Source organism: Bythopirellula superficialaquae (assembly GCF_059632245.1).
In genome coordinates, this window is the sequence record NZ_CP197426.1 from 5,262,041 (window position 1) to 5,276,712 (window position 14,672).

The window sequence follows — 14,672 nt, forward strand, 5'->3', positions numbered from 1 at the left end:
TGATAACAATTCTTAAGTTGGCGGCTAGAAGCCACCACTACAAATACGAGGAGATACAACAATGCGATTCATGGTCATTGTCAAAGCCACGAAAGATTCGGAAGCGGGCATTATGCCTAGCGAAGAGTTGCTCACAGAGATGGGCAAGTACAACGAGGAGTTGGTGAAAGCCGGCATCATGCAGGCAGGGGATGGCTTGCATCCCAGTTCCAAGGGCGCGCGGGTTCGGTTCTCTGGCGATCAGCGCACCGTGATTGACGGTCCGTTCGCGGAGACGAAGGAACTGATCGCCGGCTACTGGATTTGGAAGTGCAGTTCATTGGACGAGGCCATTCAGTGGCTCAAGCGGTGCCCACATCCTCACCCAGACATTGATACCGAAGTCGAGATTCGCCAAATTTTTGACATGGAAGATTTTGGCGAGGCAATGACGCCGGAACTCCGCGAGCAGGAACAGCGCCTCGCGGCGGAGTTGGCGAAGAAGTAAGAACCATAGTCGAGTATTCGGGGTCGGGACGACCCGGCTTGCTCATAGAGGAGTTTTATTATGACAACTGCAACAATCCCTCATCCTCCAATTGCGTCACGCGACGAATGGCTCGCTTCGCGACGGGAACTGCTTGTCGCTGAGAAGGAGCTCACCCGCCACAAAGATCGCGTCAATGCCGAGCGGCGTCGGTTGCCGATGGTGAAGATCGAGAAGGGCTACGAATTCGACTCGCCCGAGGGCACGGTGGGCCTCGCTGATCTTTTCGACGGGCGCCGTCAGTTGATCGTGTATCACTTCATGTTCGATCCAGCCTGGGAAAAGGGTTGCCCCGGCTGCACGGGATTGGTGAATTCGCTGGGCGATCTTTCGATGCTCAACAAGCGTGACACGACCTACGTGCTGGTGTCGCGTGCCCCGCTCGAAAAACTTGAGAACTATAAAGCCGAGCAAGGTTGGGACCGTCGCTGGGTGTCGTCGTTTGGCACCGACTTTAACTACGACTTTCACGTGACCCAGGACAAGAATGTCGTGCCGCTGGAGTACAACTACCGGGCGCAAACGGAATTGGAATCACGCCAACAAGAAGAGCCTTGGTTTTTGGAAGGCGAGAACCATGGTTTGAGCGTGTTCTTCCGCTTGGATGACGACGTGTATCACGCTTACTCGACGTACGGCCGGGGTTGCGAGTCGGTCACCGATTCCTATGCGTTGCTCGATCTGACGCCTTATGGTCGGCAGGAAGATTTTGAAGATTCCCCAGCCGGTTGGCCCCAGAAGCCGACTTACGGGGGATAAGAAATTGTTAGGCATGGCCTATACCTGTAACCGCAAAATTCTTAGACAAAAAATATCATGGCAAAGTATCTCATTTCATTCCCCAGTGCTGCGATGAATGTCCCCGACAGTGAGTGGGAGGCGGTGGGTCGAGACTCTCATGCCGTGATACGCGAGGCGAAGGAAGCGGGCGTCTACGTTTTCGGCGGAGGTATTGATGAAACAGTACCTCCCGTTCTCGTTTCGGCCGATGGCTCTGTCGCTGAGGGAGGCTACCCATGGGCGCCTCCGCTCAATGGTGGATTGGCTGTACTTGAGCTGCCATCGAATCAAGAAGCCATCGCCTGGGCCGCACGTTTGGCGAAAGCCTGTCGCTGTGATCAGGAACTTCGCGTATTCGGGTTTGATCCAGAGTCGTAAGGTCGGAGTGTTGCTGTACATTCTGCTAATAAACATCCAAAATGCCCAACAAACCAATGCAGGGGATATCATGAGTTCCTGTTGCTGCCATCACACAAGCGAAGCCAAGACCGCGCGAGCACAACGCTTGTTCGCCGTGGCGGGTTGGCTCGTGCCGAGTGCATTACTGGCGGTAATGCCCAAGTGCCCGGTGTGCGTGATGGGTTATGTGGCGTTGGCAACAGGGATGGGAATTTCTCTGTCGACGGCTTCGGTGTTGCGAACAACATTGATCGTTTTGTGCATCGTGTCGCTTGGCACTATGCTAGGGAAGCAACTCGTACCCAAAGTCATTTTCTTGCGGTCGATTTATCTAAATGCTGGGAGAACAACATGAGATATATGCTGCTCATCTATACCGACGAAAAAGATTGGACCAACGAAGAGCGCGAGCATTGCTACGCCGAATCGACGGAGCTGACACACGAACTTGATAGCCGGGGTCAATTCCGAGGCGCATCGCCCTTGCATCCCGTCGCCACGGCCACGAGCGTGCGCGTGCGAGATGGCATGCGAATGGTCACCGACGGGCCGTTCGCGGAAACTCGCGAGCAACTCGGCGGGTTCTTTTTGATCGAAGCCAAGGACCTCAACGAAGCAATCACGATCGCCACGCGGGTTCCGGGCGCTCGGAAAGGGACCGTGGAGGTGCGGCCGGTGCTGGAACTCTCGGGATTGCCGGAAAAAGTTGCGATGGCTTCCAGCCATCGAGCGTGAATGATTTCATGGCGGCTAGAAGCCACCACTACATAGAAGAGAACATCATGCGATACATGCTGTTGAGTTACGACGACGAAAAGTATTGGAAAGAAGCGGGTACCCAGGTGCATGAAGCGGCGATGGCCGAGGCCGTGGAGTTGACTCATGAGTTGCACAGCAAGGGGCAGTATATTTTGGCCGCGCCATTGGCTTGGAGCGATGCCGCCACGAGTGTGCGAGTGCGCAACGGCAAGCCGGTGATTACCGACGGTCCGTTTGCGGAGACCACCGAAGTGCTGGGTGGATTTTATTTGATCGAGGCGGATTCGCTCGAGGATGCAATTGAAATTGCTGCGCGACACCCGGGCGTGAAGCACGGCACGGTCGAGATTCGGCCCGTGATGGAACTCTCCGGGTTGCCGGTGGAGTAGGTCATTCTGATGGAGCCTAAGCGACCGAAGAATCTAGATTTCATTCGCAACAAAAATTTGAACCTGTTGGTGGTGGAGACCAGATTCTTCGGTCGGCGAGCCTCTCTCAGGATGACATTGGTTATTTTTAACTACAAGGAAACTTATCATGAAAAGCTATTTTTTGACTATTGTTACACTGACAATCGCTTGTGCCAATTTTGCTTTGTCGCAAGAGATGCCCGAAATGCCGCAACCCGGGCCGGAACATAAGTTTTTGGAGCGATTCGTCGGGGATTGGACCTCGAAGGCGGAGGTCCAGGGCGAACCGGGGCAACCTCCGATGGAATGCCAGGGTGAGCAGGAATGCAAAATGATGGGGCCGTTTTGGATAGTTTGCTCCAGCAAGGGTGAAGCGATGGGCCAGAAGGTGCAAAGCATCATGCAACTCGGTTACGACGCCAAGAAACAAAAGTACGTCGGCACATGGAGCGATTCGGTGACCGGCTATATGTGGCATTACGAGGGAACCGTCGACGGCGACACCCTCACATTGCTGACCGAAGGTCCGCTGATGAACGACTTCAACAAGATGGGCAAATATCGCGAGCAGATTCAGTTTCTTTCGCCGGATCACTATCAGTTCAACTCCGCGGTCGACAATGGCGCGGGGGAATGGAATACGATCATGATCGCTGATTACAAAAAGAAGAAATAGCATCCGCCTGTTCGAGAAACATTCCCCCTACAAACGAGAATTTCATGACTATTCGACCTTATTTGTATTTTAATGGCCGCTGTGATGAGGCTTTGGAGCTTTATCAAAAAGTGCTCGGTGCGCAAGTTCAATTTCTGATGCGATTCAAGGAAGGTCCGCCGGGGGCATGTGAAGGGGGCATGGTCCCTGCCAATTGGGAAGAAAAAGTGATGCACACAGAAGTTCTCATCGGCGAAAGCACGGTGATGATGTCGGATGGCAACAGCGCTGAGACCGCGAAGTTTGCCGGGATTTCGATGTGTGCACTCGCCAAGGATGAGGCCGATGCCGAACGCATCTTCGCGGGACTGGGCGAAGGGGGCCAGGTGCAGATGCCGCTGATGCAGACCTTCTTTTCGCCCAAGTTCGGCATGGTCGCCGACAAGCTGGGCGTGTCATGGATGGTGATCGTGCCGCAGGAAATGTAGAGCCAACACTGCGCCTTGCAGCGCGTTGCGATGCGGCTGGAAGTCATGAAACTGTGGAGAAAGCGTCCATGCTGACATACATTTTGCTAGGTATTGCCGTTGTTGTCGCCCTGCTGGTGATCGTCGTGGCGACACGACCAGCGGATTTTCGATACGAGCGTTCAGCCACCATGAATGCCTCGCCCGCGGAGGTGTTCGCCCAGGTGAATAACTTTCACAACTGGCAAGAGTGGTCCCCTTGGGCGAAACGAGATCCCAACTCCAAGACCGCCTACGAAGGGCCCGAAGCGGGGGAAGGGGCCAAGTTCAGTTGGTCGGGCAACAACGAAGTCGGCGAAGGAAAGATGACGATCGTTGAAAGCACGCCCCCCAAGAAGCTAGCGATTCGGCTCGAATTTCTGCGACCCATGAAAGCGATCAACACGGCTGAGTTTGTGTTCAACCCTGTGGGAAATCAAACACAGGTCACTTGGAGCATGCATGGCAGGAATAGTTTCATGGGGAAGGCCTTTGGAATGATCGTCGATTGCGACAAAATGATCGGCAAGGATTTTGAGCAAGGGCTGTTTAACTTGCGGTCGATTGTCGAATCGTCGCCGGCTGCCCCGGTCGCATCCCATTAAACGAAAGGCGAAAGAATTATGTCTATTGATTCCCCGACTCCAACCACCCAATCGAAAGCGATGACCATCGCCGGCTGGATACTTTCTGTCTTACCATGTCCGCTGCTTGCGATGAGCGCCACTTTCAAGCTCATGCAGTCGGAAGTCGTGACGAAAGGATTCGCGGAACAGAATTGGCCGCTCAACACGGCCGTGCCGCTGGGCATTGTGGAACTTCTCAGCACGATCCTGTATTTGATACCGCAGACAGCGGTGCTGGGGGCAATCTTGCTCACGGGTTATTTAGGCGGAGCCACTGCCGTTCATGTCCGGCTGAGCGAACCGTTTTGGATGCCGGTTGCGATGGGTGTCGTGCTTTGGCTAGGGATTTATCTTCGCGATCCGCGCCTGCGGTCGCTCGTACCGCTACGAAGTCGGATATGAAGTTTGTATTTCGTTAACATATTTAGGAAGTGGATGATGAAAATGACTCGTGCTTGTTTGAATGCCTTAATCGTTTGTGTATGTGGCATGGCATCCCTTTCGAATGCTCAAGAAACGCAAGGAGAAGCCCCACCGATGCAACTTCCACCGGGTTGGACGATGGAAGATATGCACGCGATGATGGCCGCGGCGATGCCGGGCGAGATGCACAAGCATCTGGCAGCCGACATTGGCACATGGACGTGCAAGACAAAATCGTGGATGGGTCCCGACACGGAAGCGATTCTCAGCGAAGGAACGTCTGAAATGACGCCCCTGATGGATGGCCGCTTCATCAAGTGTGAAATGAAAGGCGAAATGCCGGGAATGGGGCCATTCAACGGGCTGGCGATTTACGGGTTTGACAACATCACACAAAAATTTACCTCGGTGTGGCTCGACAACTTTGCTACGGGCATGATGAAGGGTACCGGCGAGCTCTCCGAAGACGGCAAAACGATGACTTGGAAATACGATGGATATTGCCCACTGACCAAGAAGCCAATCGTGGTGCGCGAGGTCGAGACGACCGTTGATGCCAACACGAAGAAGCTCGAGATGTTTGGCCCCGATCCCAAAACGGGCAAAGAATTCAAGATGATGGAGTTGACGTTGACGCGGAACTGAGCGTTGGCTGGACCCCATTCACTAGCACTGTTAAGGCCGCGTGGACATGAGTTCGCGCGGCCTTTTTCGTATCGGTGGCTTCCAGCCGCTGTCTTATCGAATACACAGCGGCTGGAAGCCACCGATACGTTTATAAAAATACGAATAACTGTACGTCGCTCGCGTATGAATATATTCATCGTCCTCCAAATAGGCTTTGCGAGGATTTACAGAGATATATTCTTGATAAGCACAAAGTTGCTCAAAATCGCGAACGATGTGATCGTAACTATCCCGATGCCAAAACCTGCCGCTTTGATTCAGATACCTGTTTATCTGCGTGGCCGTAAAACTCTTGACGCTATGCAAGACGTCTTCAAGCTCAATTCCATTGATTGGAGTAATTAAAACATGAACATGGTTCGGCATAACCACGTAGTCACCTAGCAAAATGCGTGTTCCATCAAAATATCGCATCGCTGACTCTACCTGCTCTGCGACGACTTTATCACGCAAGTTGCACGCCCCATGGCAGTCATCTAGTGATTTATTGAGCAAACGACCGATAAGTTGTTCGTAAGACCTTCTTTCAACAGTTGAAAGTTTTGCGAATGCGTCTTTCCAATTCGGTGATTCAGGGTTGATTCTGCGACTACTGAGCCACATTCTTCTATCATGTTCCATCTCGGCTACAACATTTCGCGGGATCGAATCTGCTAGCCGAAACGTTACGAAATATGTGCAACCATCTTGCCGCCAGTGCGGTAGTATGCCGTTGCGATAGATTCGCACATCTCCCAATTCGTCGAATCCACGAAATGGAATGGGCAGTTTGATCATGACTTATTGGCAGACAATGGATAATAGGTAGAAACTCTTAGAATGCGCTCGATGGCGGCTGGAAGCCACCACTACAGCTCTGCCAAAACGGCAGCCCTGGCACTTCTCAGCTTCCCTCCAAACGCCAACTTGGCACTGCCATTCTGGCAAAGCTGGCCCTAGCGAATCGTCGTAAAGTAAATTGCGAAAATGACTTGAGTCTGATCAACCAGCTCTCAAACTCGATTGGTACGCGACCTGCTTTTAGCCTCTATCGTGACTGAGTAACTGTCAGCGGCGGCTGTAGGCTTGCTGTCGCGAGGTCATAAGAGGCTTTTTGAGAAGGAGGTTTTACCATGACCAATAGTTTGACCCCCAAGAATCGTTTGCGTGAATTTTTGCCTGCGAATCTGGTTGAGTTCGACTCGTTGTTAAACCAGATGCTCTCCCCCACCGGCCTGCGTGCGGGACACTCTCCTGCCGGGCTGTGGGAGGATGAAAACGCCTATCACATTGAACTCGATGTGCCGGGCGTGCAGCGTGAAAACGTCGACGTTACGTTCGACAAGGGCACGCTGACCATCTCGACCGAACGGAAGCACGAGGAGAGCGACGCCACACGTAAAGGTTGGCGTGAAGAGCGGTTTTACGGCAAAGTGACCCGTTCATTCAGCCTGCCCGACGCGATCGACGTCGACAGCATCGGTGCTGAACTGAATAGCGGCGTGCTGCACGTGACGGTCGCCAAGTCACCCGCCGCGCAACCGCGGAAGGTCGAGATTAAGTAAGCTTCGTTTTGTGTTAGGTTTTGGAAGGCTGGGGGCCGCGTCGGAACACGCGGCCCCCTTTTTTGTCTGTGGCTGACCTCTGTGACGTCGGATGCCAAGGACCGAGGTCACAGACCTCGACTATAAATTCCCGCCTCCCCACGGGATTCTTGCCCGGGTATTCTATTGGCATGAGGCTTATCGATCTTTCCGGCGACAACTATTTCACTGCCCCTCAAAAAGTGGGCTGGTTCGCGCGCAGCTTTCCTTCGCTCACTTTCCACGCGCGGTTTGCTGGGCTCACCTTTACTAGCGCTTGGCAGGCCTTTCAAGGCAAATACGACGACGAAGCCTGGGCGGCAAGCAGCCAGCTCTTGATTCGCTATCTCGAAAACGTCGGCGTGAAGTTCGAGATCACGGGGCTCAACTATCTACGGCAAGTGGCTGGGCCGTGCCTCGTGGTCGGCAACCACTTGAGCTCGCTGGAAACGATGGTCATGCCGGCGCTTGTGCAGCCGATCAAGAAAACCACGTTCGTCGTGAAGTCGAGTTTACTCAATTACCCAGTCTTCAAATACGTGATGCGGTCGCGCGATCCTGTGGCGGTCACCACCCGCGACGCCCGGCAAGACCTGAAGCTGATGATGGAAGGGGGAATGACGCGGCTCGCGCAGGGAACGTCGATCATCATCTTTCCCGAGGGACGGCGAGCGCCAGCTTTCGATCCGGCGAAGTTCAATTCGATTGGGGTCAAATTGGCCAGCCGCGCAGGGGTGCCGATTGTGCCCGTCGCGCTGGAAACCACGGCGTGGGGTTTAGGAAAACCGATCGCCGACTTCGGGCCGATCAACCCAGCAAAGAAAGTCCGCTTCGCGTTTGGACCCGCCCTCACCGTGGAAGGCCGCGGCGGCACCGAGCAAGCGGCGATTATTGACTTCATTCAAACAAAGCTCAGTCAATGGGCCGCGGAAGATGCGGCCGAGGGAGTGATTGGCGAGATGTTGCCGGTGAATGAAGGGAATTGACATGGGGATTGGGCGACGAGAGTTTTTGCGATTATTCGGATCAACAATCACTGCCATTACGACAGGATCAACAAAGGCTGTCGCGATAGCCGGGGATGATTATATCAACCGCAAACTTGGAATTGCCTTTCGCAAACCAGCACATTGGATTTACGCAGATATTAAGGAGATGGGAGAAGTAATGTCAGGGCAACTGCTGGATTTAGAAGACCCTGAATTAGCAAAACTTCTTCTAGAAGAAATTGACATACCGGTCGTAACATTTTCTCGAGATGGAATCTCGCTCGATCCATTTTCCAGCTTCGGACCAGGTGTAACTCTCAATGTTGGGCACGTAGACTATGAAATTTCTGCCCTTGAAGTCGTGGACCATGACATCCATTATGTGGACTTTTTGTTTAAAGACTTTTCTCCGACTTCAAAGCCTCAAGCGAGAAACATATCGAATTGCGATGCTGCGATCTATTCCTCAAAATTTATTTATGAACACCAAGAATTTCAGCCTACTCCAGTTCGTGTAATATCATTAGTGATCAATCAACTTCCAAATATCTATATTTTCAGAATGTTTGACTCGCCCTATACTGGCATGACTTTTGATTACACTGATTTTCTGCAGAGCATTCGAGTTGTTTGATTTTAGCTTCCAAACGCGCTCGCCACTCTCCCCCGTCCCGATTTCAGAAACTCCTGCCACGCCTGCCACTCGTCATCAAACTGCTTTTCCGCCACCTGTCGGCGGTTGATTGCGCCGGCGACGTCGTCCATGAACTTGCGATTGATGGGATTCGTGGCGTCGATGTCGCCTGCCATTGTTTTTTGGAAATTGGCTACGAGTTTGTCATACGCTGCGTGACGGGGTTCAATCTCCCACGTTTCGGCATATTCCCCGAGCGCTGCGTCGACCTCGGGTGTGCGCTTGTTGAAACCTTCCAACGATTTCACCAGCCTTGCTTCGTGCTTGGCCATTTCGTGGTCGGCGAGTTCGACGCGCTCGTGGGCCGCGCTGGCCAGCCGTACGCAATCGAGCGCGAAGGCTGCCCCGATAAAAGCAGCCATGGCCAACAACGCCGCCGGGATGATGAGCTTCTTCATGACAGTTGCACCGTGGGGGCTTGTTGGACTTCCTCGGGGGCCTCGAAGAACGCCCGTTCGGCGAAGTCGTGAACGTCGGCGACGATGTTCGAAGGGATCGAACGGAGCAGATTCGCGTAAAGGTTGACCGTCTGGTTATAAGCATGCCGGCGGTCGGCGATGCGATTCTCGGTTTCCGCGAGCTCCGTTTGCAGATTCAAGAAACTTTGATCGGATCGCAGCTGTGGGTAATCTTCGGCCAGCACCATGATCTGGCCAATCGTTTGATGCAGGGCAGGCTCGACCTTGTTGGCTGCCGAGGCATTGGCAAACGGGTTAGATTGGGTCCGCAGTTGCGTCACCTTTTGAAACGTGTCGCTCTCGTAACGGGCGTAACCTTTAGCCACTTCCACGAGATTTTGAATCAGATCAAAGCGACGTTTGAGTTCCACTTCGATGTGCGACCACGCTTGATCGACGGCATTGCGGGCCTTGACCAGGGCGTTGTAGGTGAGCCAATACCAAACGATGATCGTCACACAGATCAGAATCGCGCCGTAGGTGAAGAACATTTACCAACCTCCCGAGGCACCACCGCCTCCGCTCGAGCCGCCGCCAAATCCCCCACCACCTCCGCCGCCACCTCCACCACCAAACGAGCCCCCCGACGAACTGGAACTCGAAGTCGAAGTCGAAATTTTCGGCAAGATCACCGTGCGAGTTGTCTTGTGATTGCACGACACGCAGCGGCCTTCGATCTTAGCCGTTCCTGAACTGCTGGTTGTCGGATATTGAATCGTTTTCTGTGGGTCTTCCTTGAATGTCCGCGCCTTGCAAGCGGGACAATCTTTGAAGCCTGAGAAAATCCGCACATAGCGTTCGGTGTCGTTATGCAAACACGCGGGGCAGTACCAAACATCGTAATCGACCGAGCCGATCTTCTCTTCGAGCCGCTGCACTTCGGTGAGTTTCGGGTCTTCCTCTTGTTCGTTCAACAGTTCCAGCTTCGTGCCGCATTTTGAACAACCATGCGGACCGTAGCGGCGATACTTTTTGAGGTTGGAGAGCCAAGCCCCAACCGATGCGAACGTCGCACCTCCAAACCAGGCAAACGGCTGATCACCGGCAGGACTTTGCCACGTGAAATACGCCGCGGCAGCGACGAGCAGCACACCGAGACCGGAAATGAACAGAAACGCGGTGCTGGAGTAAACGCGGCGCCGAGCGACGACAACACTTAACACAAGTAACAAGACTGCCAACGCGGCCAGTCCCCCGGCTGCTAACTGGGCTCGCTGCCGGGTCCAGCGGGCTAGCAGAGGGCCCGAGTTAGGATCGCCCCGCGCGGCGGCTTTGTCGGAGAGCAGCACGTCGGCAATCGCGCGCGTGCCGGCTTCGATCCCCCCGGGATAATTATCGTTGCGAAAGAACGGAATGAGCTTATTATCGCGAATCTCGCCGCAGATCGCATCGGTCAGCAACGGTTCGAGGCCGTAACCAACCTCAATCCGCACTCGGCGTTCATTCGGCGCGACCAACAGCAGCACGCCGTTGTTCACATCCTTCTGGCCGATGCCCCAGGTGTTGAACAGCTCGTGGCCGTAGTCATCGACCGTCCGGCCATCGAGCGACGGGACCGTAACGACGGCGATTTGCGCGGTGGTTTGACGCTCGACGTCGGCCGCGATGCTTTCGATCGCCTGAGTTTGCTGGGCGCTGAGCAGATTGGCCAAGTCATGAACACGCCGCGTCGGATCTTGCGCAGGCAAGATCGATAGGAGAACCAGCGCGAGCTGAGCCAAGCCGAATATGGGCAAATTGATGACCTTAGGGAACGGAAAGTAGCAAGTTTACTTCCCTAATGTTCGCTGAAACAAGTCTTTCATTGCCTGCCACGACTTTTCGTCGGCATCTTTGTTGTATTTGATGCCTTCGATCCCCACTTCGTCGGCCGTGGGAACCGTAAAGCTATGCACCGCACCGGGGTAAGCGATAAATTCGTATTTCACCCCCGCGTCGTCGAGGGCTTTTTTAAACGCGGCAACTGCGTCGGGGCCGATCATTGGGTCGTCGGCTCCGTGGCAAACCAGGATTTCGCCTTTGATCTGTTTGGCTTCCTCGGGAGTGGCGGCGGGTAAGGCCCCGTGGAACGTGACAACCGCGTCGAGGTCGGCACCACTATAAGCTAACTGCAGGGCTGTCGCCCCACCGAAGCAGTACCCGATGGCAGCGAGTTTTTCCTTGTCACACTGCGGTTGTTCTTTGAGCACATCGAGCGCGGCTTGAGCACGGGTGCGCCATTGATCAATGTTGGCTCGCACTTCGCCCGCCATCTTGCCGGCGTCGGCGGGATGCGACGTCGTTTTGCCCTCGCCATACATATCGGCTGCAAAAGCTACGTAGCCGAGTTTGGCGAGTTCTTCGGTCCGCTTCTTGGCATAGTCGTTGAGCCCCCACCATTCGTGAACGACCAGCACTCCGGGGCGAGGTCCTTCAATCGCATCGTCCCACGCCAGGAAACCTTTGCAGTCGGTGTCGCCCGCTTTGTAGTCGATGGTTTTGGTTTGAACGGCCGCGTGGGCGCAGTTGGCAGCAACGATAAGAGCAAGCGAAAAAACGAACGAACGGATCATGGCGGGCCTCCGATAGCAGGGATGTGATGCAGGCAATTATCAAGGATTCACAACAATTCGCAACCGGCACAGAGACGAAGACGGCGCAACTGCGCTGCAAGTTAAGAACCCTGCTTGCTTTAGGAACTGCAAGAATTGGTTTCGCTTTGCGAACGGTGTTTTCTCTCGTCAAACCGCTGCAAGTAAAATTTTCTTCGCATAGAATAAAACATTCACCTTTTCTTTTTCGCCAGGAAACTTGTCGCCATGGTTTGTTCGAGCTTACGTTCCTTCGTGTGTTGCTTGATTGTTTTCTCTGTGTTGATTTCAACGGCAGCCGCTGAAACGATTTTTAATGTGCGCAATTACGGTGCCACGGGCGATGGCACGACGCTCGATACCGACGCCGTGCAAAAGGCGCTCAACGAATGTGGCAAAGCCGAAGGTGGCGGCGTGGTATTGCTCCCCGAGGGAACGTATTTGTGCAAGCCTTTGGTGATTCGCACCGACACCACGCTGCGACTCGAAAAGGGGGCAATGCTCAAAGCAACCGACGACCCCGCGGATTACGCTCGCACGGATAAGCCGGGTGAGTTCAATCATTTCCTCACCGGCAAAGATTTGAACAATGTCGTCATCGAAGGGGAGGGGACTATCGACGGCTCAGGCCAACGCTGGTGGATTCCGGCCGAGGAAGCGCGGCAAAAGAAATCGGGGTACACGCTGCCCCGACCAAACTTAATCGTGCTCACGCGGGTGAATAATCTGACGGTACGCGGCGTGACTATTCAGAACGCGCCGAAGTTTCATTTCGTGCCGACCGATTGCGAGAACGTCGTCGTTGAAGATGCCACGTTCCTCGCCCCCGAACGTGCACCCAACACCGACGCGATTGACCCCAGCATGTGCCGCAACGTGACGATCACGCGGTGTTTGATCGACGTGGGGGATGACAACGTGGCTGTGAAAAGCGGCAAGCCGGCCCCCGGGCGCGAGTTCGCTTCCGATAAGCTCACGGTGACCGATTGCACCTTCAAGCATGGCCACGGGATGTCGATTGGCAGCGAAATCGTCGGCGGGGTGAAAGACGTTGTCGTACGGAACTGCACCTTCGAGGGGACCGACAACGGCATTCGGATCAAGACCGACCGCAAAAAGGGTGGGGCGGTCGTGAACTTCCTCTGTGAAAACATCACGATGAAAGACGTGGCGGGGGCGATCACGATCACCTGTTACTATCCCAAGATTGCCAAAATCGAAGAGCCTAAGGAAGTCACTAAAACGACCCCCGCTTACAGCAATATCACGATTCGCAATCTCACGGCAACCAGCACCAAGGACGCCGGGTTCATCGTCGGTTTGCCAGAAAGCCCGATCAAGAACGTGCTGCTGGAGAACGTGAAAATCAAATCCGAACGCGCGGGGCTCGAGATTCGTCACGTCGATGGAATCAAAATGGTGAACGTGGAGATCATCCCCGGCGAAGGCGAACCGTTGATTATTAATGACGCTGAGATTGCAGAATAAGATTTAACCACGAATAAGACGAATCAACACGAATAAGAATTCATTCGTGCTATTCGTTAGATTCGTGGTTTCTCTTGATTTGACTCTGGCTTGCATACGCTCGATACTGAGAGCATGTCAGCCACAGCCACGCAGCGCGAAACGGTCTTTACCGCCCGCGGGATTACCAAGACTTACCACATGGGCGAAGTCGACGTTCACGCCCTTAAGGGGGTTGATCTCGATCTGTTCACGGGCGAGTTCGTGGTGCTGCTCGGTCCGTCTGGGAGCGGCAAGAGTACGCTGCTGAACATCTTGGGTGGGCTCGATTCGCCGAGCACGGGAACGATTACTTATCACGACAAGCAACTCACCAGCTTCGACGACGCGGCGCTCACAAATTATCGCCGCGAGCACGTGGGGTTCGTGTTTCAGTTTTACAATCTCATTCCTAGTCTGACGGCGCGGGAAAACGTGGCGCTGATCACCGAGATTGCCAAGAACCCGATGAAGCCTGAGGATGCATTGGCGATGGTGAACTTGAGCGATCGCATGGATCACTTCCCCGCGCAAATGTCGGGGGGCGAACAACAACGGGTAGCGATTGCCCGTGCGGTGGCGAAGCGGCCCGCGGTGCTCTTGTGCGACGAACCGACCGGCGCGCTCGATGTCGAAACCGGCATTCTGGTGCTCGATGCGATTCAGCGGATCAACAAAGACCTCGGCACGACCACAGCGGTCATCACCCACAACGCCGTCATCGCCGACATGGCCGACCGCGTGATTCATCTTTCCGGCGGGCATATTACGGGGATTGAAGAGAATACGCGAAAAAAATCGGCTGATGAGTTGACGTGGTAACATTTTGGCCACAACACGTGGATATGGTACAATTTAGGCATGGATATCACTCTACAAAATGATCGCGATGCTTTTAACGCCTTCATTGAAAAGCGTCTAAACAAAGTAACCGCGGGCTTAAGCCTTGAAGATGCGTTGGCGGAGTTCCGAGCTTATCAGCAGGAGCTTCGCGACGTTCAAGCCAAAGTGCAAGAAGCCAAAGCCTCAAGCGAACGTGGCGAATCTCAGGAACTGGAGATTGCTGAACTGATCAACGAAGTTACCGAACAACTGGCCATCGACGGCATTCACCAGTAAATC

At 54.1% G+C, this 14,672-nt stretch carries 23 protein-coding genes; 18 read left to right on the forward strand and 5 right to left on the reverse strand.

What is annotated here, in order from left to right; genetic code table 11:
- Positions 1–61 precede the first annotated feature (61 nt).
- The 11 genes from SH678x_RS21755 (at position 62) to SH678x_RS21805 (ending at position 5,729) form a co-directional block, all read left to right on the forward strand.
- Positions 62–487, forward strand: coding sequence for a YciI family protein (locus tag SH678x_RS21755; protein WP_496920568.1), 426 nt, complete (start codon positions 62–64; stop codon positions 485–487).
- Positions 488–547: 60 nt separating this feature from the next.
- Positions 548–1,285 (forward strand): DUF899 domain-containing protein, encoded by a 738-nt coding sequence (locus tag SH678x_RS21760; protein WP_496920569.1) that lies wholly within the window; start codon positions 548–550, stop codon positions 1,283–1,285.
- A gap of 57 nt (positions 1,286–1,342) precedes the next feature.
- Complete coding sequence (locus tag SH678x_RS21765; RefSeq protein ID WP_496920570.1) at positions 1,343–1,684, forward strand: YciI family protein; 342 nt, start codon at positions 1,343–1,345, stop codon at positions 1,682–1,684.
- A 70-nt stretch (positions 1,685–1,754) separates the two neighbouring features.
- On the forward strand, positions 1,755–2,060 hold the full coding sequence (locus SH678x_RS21770) for a hypothetical protein (protein WP_496920571.1): 306 nt from the start codon (positions 1,755–1,757) through the stop codon (positions 2,058–2,060).
- Positions 2,057–2,440, forward strand: a complete 384-nt coding sequence (locus tag SH678x_RS21775) for a YciI family protein (RefSeq protein ID WP_496920572.1) — start codon at positions 2,057–2,059, stop codon at positions 2,438–2,440. The genes SH678x_RS21770 and SH678x_RS21775 overlap by 4 nt, the downstream gene beginning before the upstream one ends.
- 8 nt (positions 2,441–2,448) lie before the next feature.
- Positions 2,449–2,853, forward strand: a complete 405-nt coding sequence (locus SH678x_RS21780) for a YciI family protein (protein WP_496920573.1) — start codon at positions 2,449–2,451, stop codon at positions 2,851–2,853.
- Between the two features lie 148 nt (positions 2,854–3,001).
- Positions 3,002–3,550, forward strand: coding sequence for a DUF1579 domain-containing protein (locus tag SH678x_RS21785; protein ID WP_496920574.1), 549 nt, complete (start codon positions 3,002–3,004; stop codon positions 3,548–3,550).
- Positions 3,551–3,594: 44 nt separating this feature from the next.
- The gene (locus tag SH678x_RS21790; protein ID WP_496920575.1) at positions 3,595–4,017 is read left to right on the forward strand and encodes a VOC family protein; all 423 of its coding nucleotides are present in this window, start codon (positions 3,595–3,597) and stop codon (positions 4,015–4,017) included.
- Positions 4,018–4,085: 68 nt separating this feature from the next.
- Complete coding sequence (locus SH678x_RS21795) at positions 4,086–4,640, forward strand: SRPBCC family protein (RefSeq protein ID WP_496920576.1); 555 nt, start codon at positions 4,086–4,088, stop codon at positions 4,638–4,640.
- A gap of 18 nt (positions 4,641–4,658) precedes the next feature.
- Positions 4,659–5,063 (forward strand): DoxX family protein, encoded by a 405-nt coding sequence (locus tag SH678x_RS21800; protein ID WP_496920577.1) that lies wholly within the window; start codon positions 4,659–4,661, stop codon positions 5,061–5,063.
- Positions 5,064–5,105: 42 nt separating this feature from the next.
- Positions 5,106–5,729, forward strand: a complete 624-nt coding sequence (locus SH678x_RS21805; RefSeq protein WP_496920578.1) for a DUF1579 domain-containing protein — start codon at positions 5,106–5,108, stop codon at positions 5,727–5,729.
- Positions 5,730–5,822: 93 nt separating this feature from the next.
- On the opposite strand, the gene SH678x_RS21810 is transcribed toward SH678x_RS21805, so the two are convergent.
- Complete coding sequence (locus tag SH678x_RS21810) at positions 5,823–6,548, reverse strand: transposase (protein ID WP_496920579.1); 726 nt, start codon at positions 6,546–6,548, stop codon at positions 5,823–5,825.
- A gap of 335 nt (positions 6,549–6,883) precedes the next feature.
- Between SH678x_RS21810 and SH678x_RS21815 the strand changes: the two genes are divergently transcribed.
- The 3 genes from SH678x_RS21815 to SH678x_RS21825 all read left to right on the forward strand — a co-directional run bounded on the left by SH678x_RS21815 (position 6,884) and on the right by SH678x_RS21825 (position 8,956).
- Entirely contained in the window at positions 6,884–7,315 is a 432-nt protein-coding gene (locus SH678x_RS21815; protein ID WP_496920580.1) for an Hsp20/alpha crystallin family protein, read from the forward strand.
- Positions 7,316–7,485: 170 nt separating this feature from the next.
- A complete protein-coding gene (locus SH678x_RS21820) occupies positions 7,486–8,319 on the forward strand; it encodes a lysophospholipid acyltransferase family protein (RefSeq protein ID WP_496920581.1) in 834 nt (277 codons plus the stop codon).
- The gene (locus tag SH678x_RS21825; protein WP_496920582.1) at positions 8,306–8,956 is read left to right on the forward strand and encodes a hypothetical protein; all 651 of its coding nucleotides are present in this window, start codon (positions 8,306–8,308) and stop codon (positions 8,954–8,956) included. Before SH678x_RS21820 ends, SH678x_RS21825 begins: the two co-directional genes overlap by 14 nt.
- Before the next feature lie 2 nt (positions 8,957–8,958).
- Here the strand turns inward: SH678x_RS21825 and SH678x_RS21830 are convergent, their stop codons facing one another.
- Genes SH678x_RS21830 through SH678x_RS21845 form a run of 4 tightly spaced genes read right to left on the reverse strand, consistent with a single transcriptional unit; the run spans position 8,959 to position 12,026 of the window.
- The gene (locus SH678x_RS21830; protein ID WP_496920583.1) at positions 8,959–9,414 is read right to left on the reverse strand and encodes a hypothetical protein; all 456 of its coding nucleotides are present in this window, start codon (positions 9,412–9,414) and stop codon (positions 8,959–8,961) included.
- Positions 9,411–9,965 (reverse strand): LemA family protein, encoded by a 555-nt coding sequence (locus tag SH678x_RS21835; RefSeq protein ID WP_496920584.1) that lies wholly within the window; start codon positions 9,963–9,965, stop codon positions 9,411–9,413. The genes SH678x_RS21830 and SH678x_RS21835 overlap by 4 nt, the downstream gene beginning before the upstream one ends.
- Complete coding sequence (locus SH678x_RS21840) at positions 9,966–11,210, reverse strand: TPM domain-containing protein (RefSeq protein ID WP_496920585.1); 1,245 nt, start codon at positions 11,208–11,210, stop codon at positions 9,966–9,968.
- A 33-nt stretch (positions 11,211–11,243) separates the two neighbouring features.
- The gene (locus SH678x_RS21845) at positions 11,244–12,026 is read right to left on the reverse strand and encodes a dienelactone hydrolase family protein (RefSeq protein WP_496920586.1); all 783 of its coding nucleotides are present in this window, start codon (positions 12,024–12,026) and stop codon (positions 11,244–11,246) included.
- Positions 12,027–12,052: 26 nt separating this feature from the next.
- Here SH678x_RS21845 and SH678x_RS21850 point away from each other — a divergent pair, with 26 nt between their 5' ends.
- The 4 genes from SH678x_RS21850 (at position 12,053) to SH678x_RS21865 (ending at position 14,669) form a co-directional block, all read left to right on the forward strand.
- On the forward strand, positions 12,053–12,349 hold the full coding sequence (locus SH678x_RS21850; RefSeq protein ID WP_496920587.1) for a hypothetical protein: 297 nt from the start codon (positions 12,053–12,055) through the stop codon (positions 12,347–12,349).
- A complete protein-coding gene (locus tag SH678x_RS21855) occupies positions 12,324–13,532 on the forward strand; it encodes a glycoside hydrolase family 28 protein (protein ID WP_496920588.1) in 1,209 nt (402 codons plus the stop codon). Before SH678x_RS21850 ends, SH678x_RS21855 begins: the two co-directional genes overlap by 26 nt.
- A 114-nt stretch (positions 13,533–13,646) precedes the next feature.
- On the forward strand, positions 13,647–14,372 hold the full coding sequence (locus SH678x_RS21860; RefSeq protein ID WP_496920589.1) for an ABC transporter ATP-binding protein: 726 nt from the start codon (positions 13,647–13,649) through the stop codon (positions 14,370–14,372).
- Positions 14,373–14,411: 39 nt separating this feature from the next.
- Positions 14,412–14,669, forward strand: a complete 258-nt coding sequence (locus SH678x_RS21865) for a hypothetical protein (protein WP_496920590.1) — start codon at positions 14,412–14,414, stop codon at positions 14,667–14,669.
- Positions 14,670–14,672: the final 3 nt, after the last annotated feature.

Excerpts from the sequence above, each read along its gene's own strand:
- SH678x_RS21755 (WP_496920568.1), top strand. The coding sequence starts at position 62 with ATGCGATTCATGGTCATTGTCAAAGCCACGAAAGATTCGGAAGCGGGC.
- SH678x_RS21760 (WP_496920569.1), top strand. The coding sequence starts at position 548 with ATGACAACTGCAACAATCCCTCATCCTCCAATTGCGTCACGCGACGAA.
- SH678x_RS21765 (WP_496920570.1), top strand. The coding sequence starts at position 1,343 with ATGGCAAAGTATCTCATTTCATTCCCCAGTGCTGCGATGAATGTCCCC.
- SH678x_RS21770 (WP_496920571.1), top strand. The coding sequence starts at position 1,755 with ATGAGTTCCTGTTGCTGCCATCACACAAGCGAAGCCAAGACCGCGCGA.
- SH678x_RS21775 (WP_496920572.1), top strand. The coding sequence starts at position 2,057 with ATGAGATATATGCTGCTCATCTATACCGACGAAAAAGATTGGACCAAC.
- SH678x_RS21780 (WP_496920573.1), top strand. The coding sequence starts at position 2,449 with ATGGCGGCTAGAAGCCACCACTACATAGAAGAGAACATCATGCGATAC.
- SH678x_RS21785 (WP_496920574.1), top strand. The coding sequence starts at position 3,002 with ATGAAAAGCTATTTTTTGACTATTGTTACACTGACAATCGCTTGTGCC.
- SH678x_RS21790 (WP_496920575.1), top strand. The coding sequence starts at position 3,595 with ATGACTATTCGACCTTATTTGTATTTTAATGGCCGCTGTGATGAGGCT.
- SH678x_RS21795 (WP_496920576.1), top strand. The coding sequence starts at position 4,086 with ATGCTGACATACATTTTGCTAGGTATTGCCGTTGTTGTCGCCCTGCTG.
- SH678x_RS21800 (WP_496920577.1), top strand. The coding sequence starts at position 4,659 with ATGTCTATTGATTCCCCGACTCCAACCACCCAATCGAAAGCGATGACC.
- SH678x_RS21805 (WP_496920578.1), top strand. The coding sequence starts at position 5,106 with ATGACTCGTGCTTGTTTGAATGCCTTAATCGTTTGTGTATGTGGCATG.
- SH678x_RS21810 (WP_496920579.1), bottom strand. The coding sequence starts at position 6,548 with ATGATCAAACTGCCCATTCCATTTCGTGGATTCGACGAATTGGGAGAT.
- SH678x_RS21815 (WP_496920580.1), top strand. The coding sequence starts at position 6,884 with ATGACCAATAGTTTGACCCCCAAGAATCGTTTGCGTGAATTTTTGCCT.
- SH678x_RS21820 (WP_496920581.1), top strand. The coding sequence starts at position 7,486 with ATGAGGCTTATCGATCTTTCCGGCGACAACTATTTCACTGCCCCTCAA.
- SH678x_RS21825 (WP_496920582.1), top strand. The coding sequence starts at position 8,306 with ATGAAGGGAATTGACATGGGGATTGGGCGACGAGAGTTTTTGCGATTA.
- SH678x_RS21830 (WP_496920583.1), bottom strand. The coding sequence starts at position 9,414 with ATGAAGAAGCTCATCATCCCGGCGGCGTTGTTGGCCATGGCTGCTTTT.
- SH678x_RS21835 (WP_496920584.1), bottom strand. The coding sequence starts at position 9,965 with ATGTTCTTCACCTACGGCGCGATTCTGATCTGTGTGACGATCATCGTT.
- SH678x_RS21845 (WP_496920586.1), bottom strand. The coding sequence starts at position 12,026 with ATGATCCGTTCGTTCGTTTTTTCGCTTGCTCTTATCGTTGCTGCCAAC.
- SH678x_RS21850 (WP_496920587.1), top strand. The coding sequence starts at position 12,053 with ATGCAGGCAATTATCAAGGATTCACAACAATTCGCAACCGGCACAGAG.
- SH678x_RS21860 (WP_496920589.1), top strand. The coding sequence starts at position 13,647 with ATGTCAGCCACAGCCACGCAGCGCGAAACGGTCTTTACCGCCCGCGGG.
- SH678x_RS21865 (WP_496920590.1), top strand. The coding sequence starts at position 14,412 with ATGGATATCACTCTACAAAATGATCGCGATGCTTTTAACGCCTTCATT.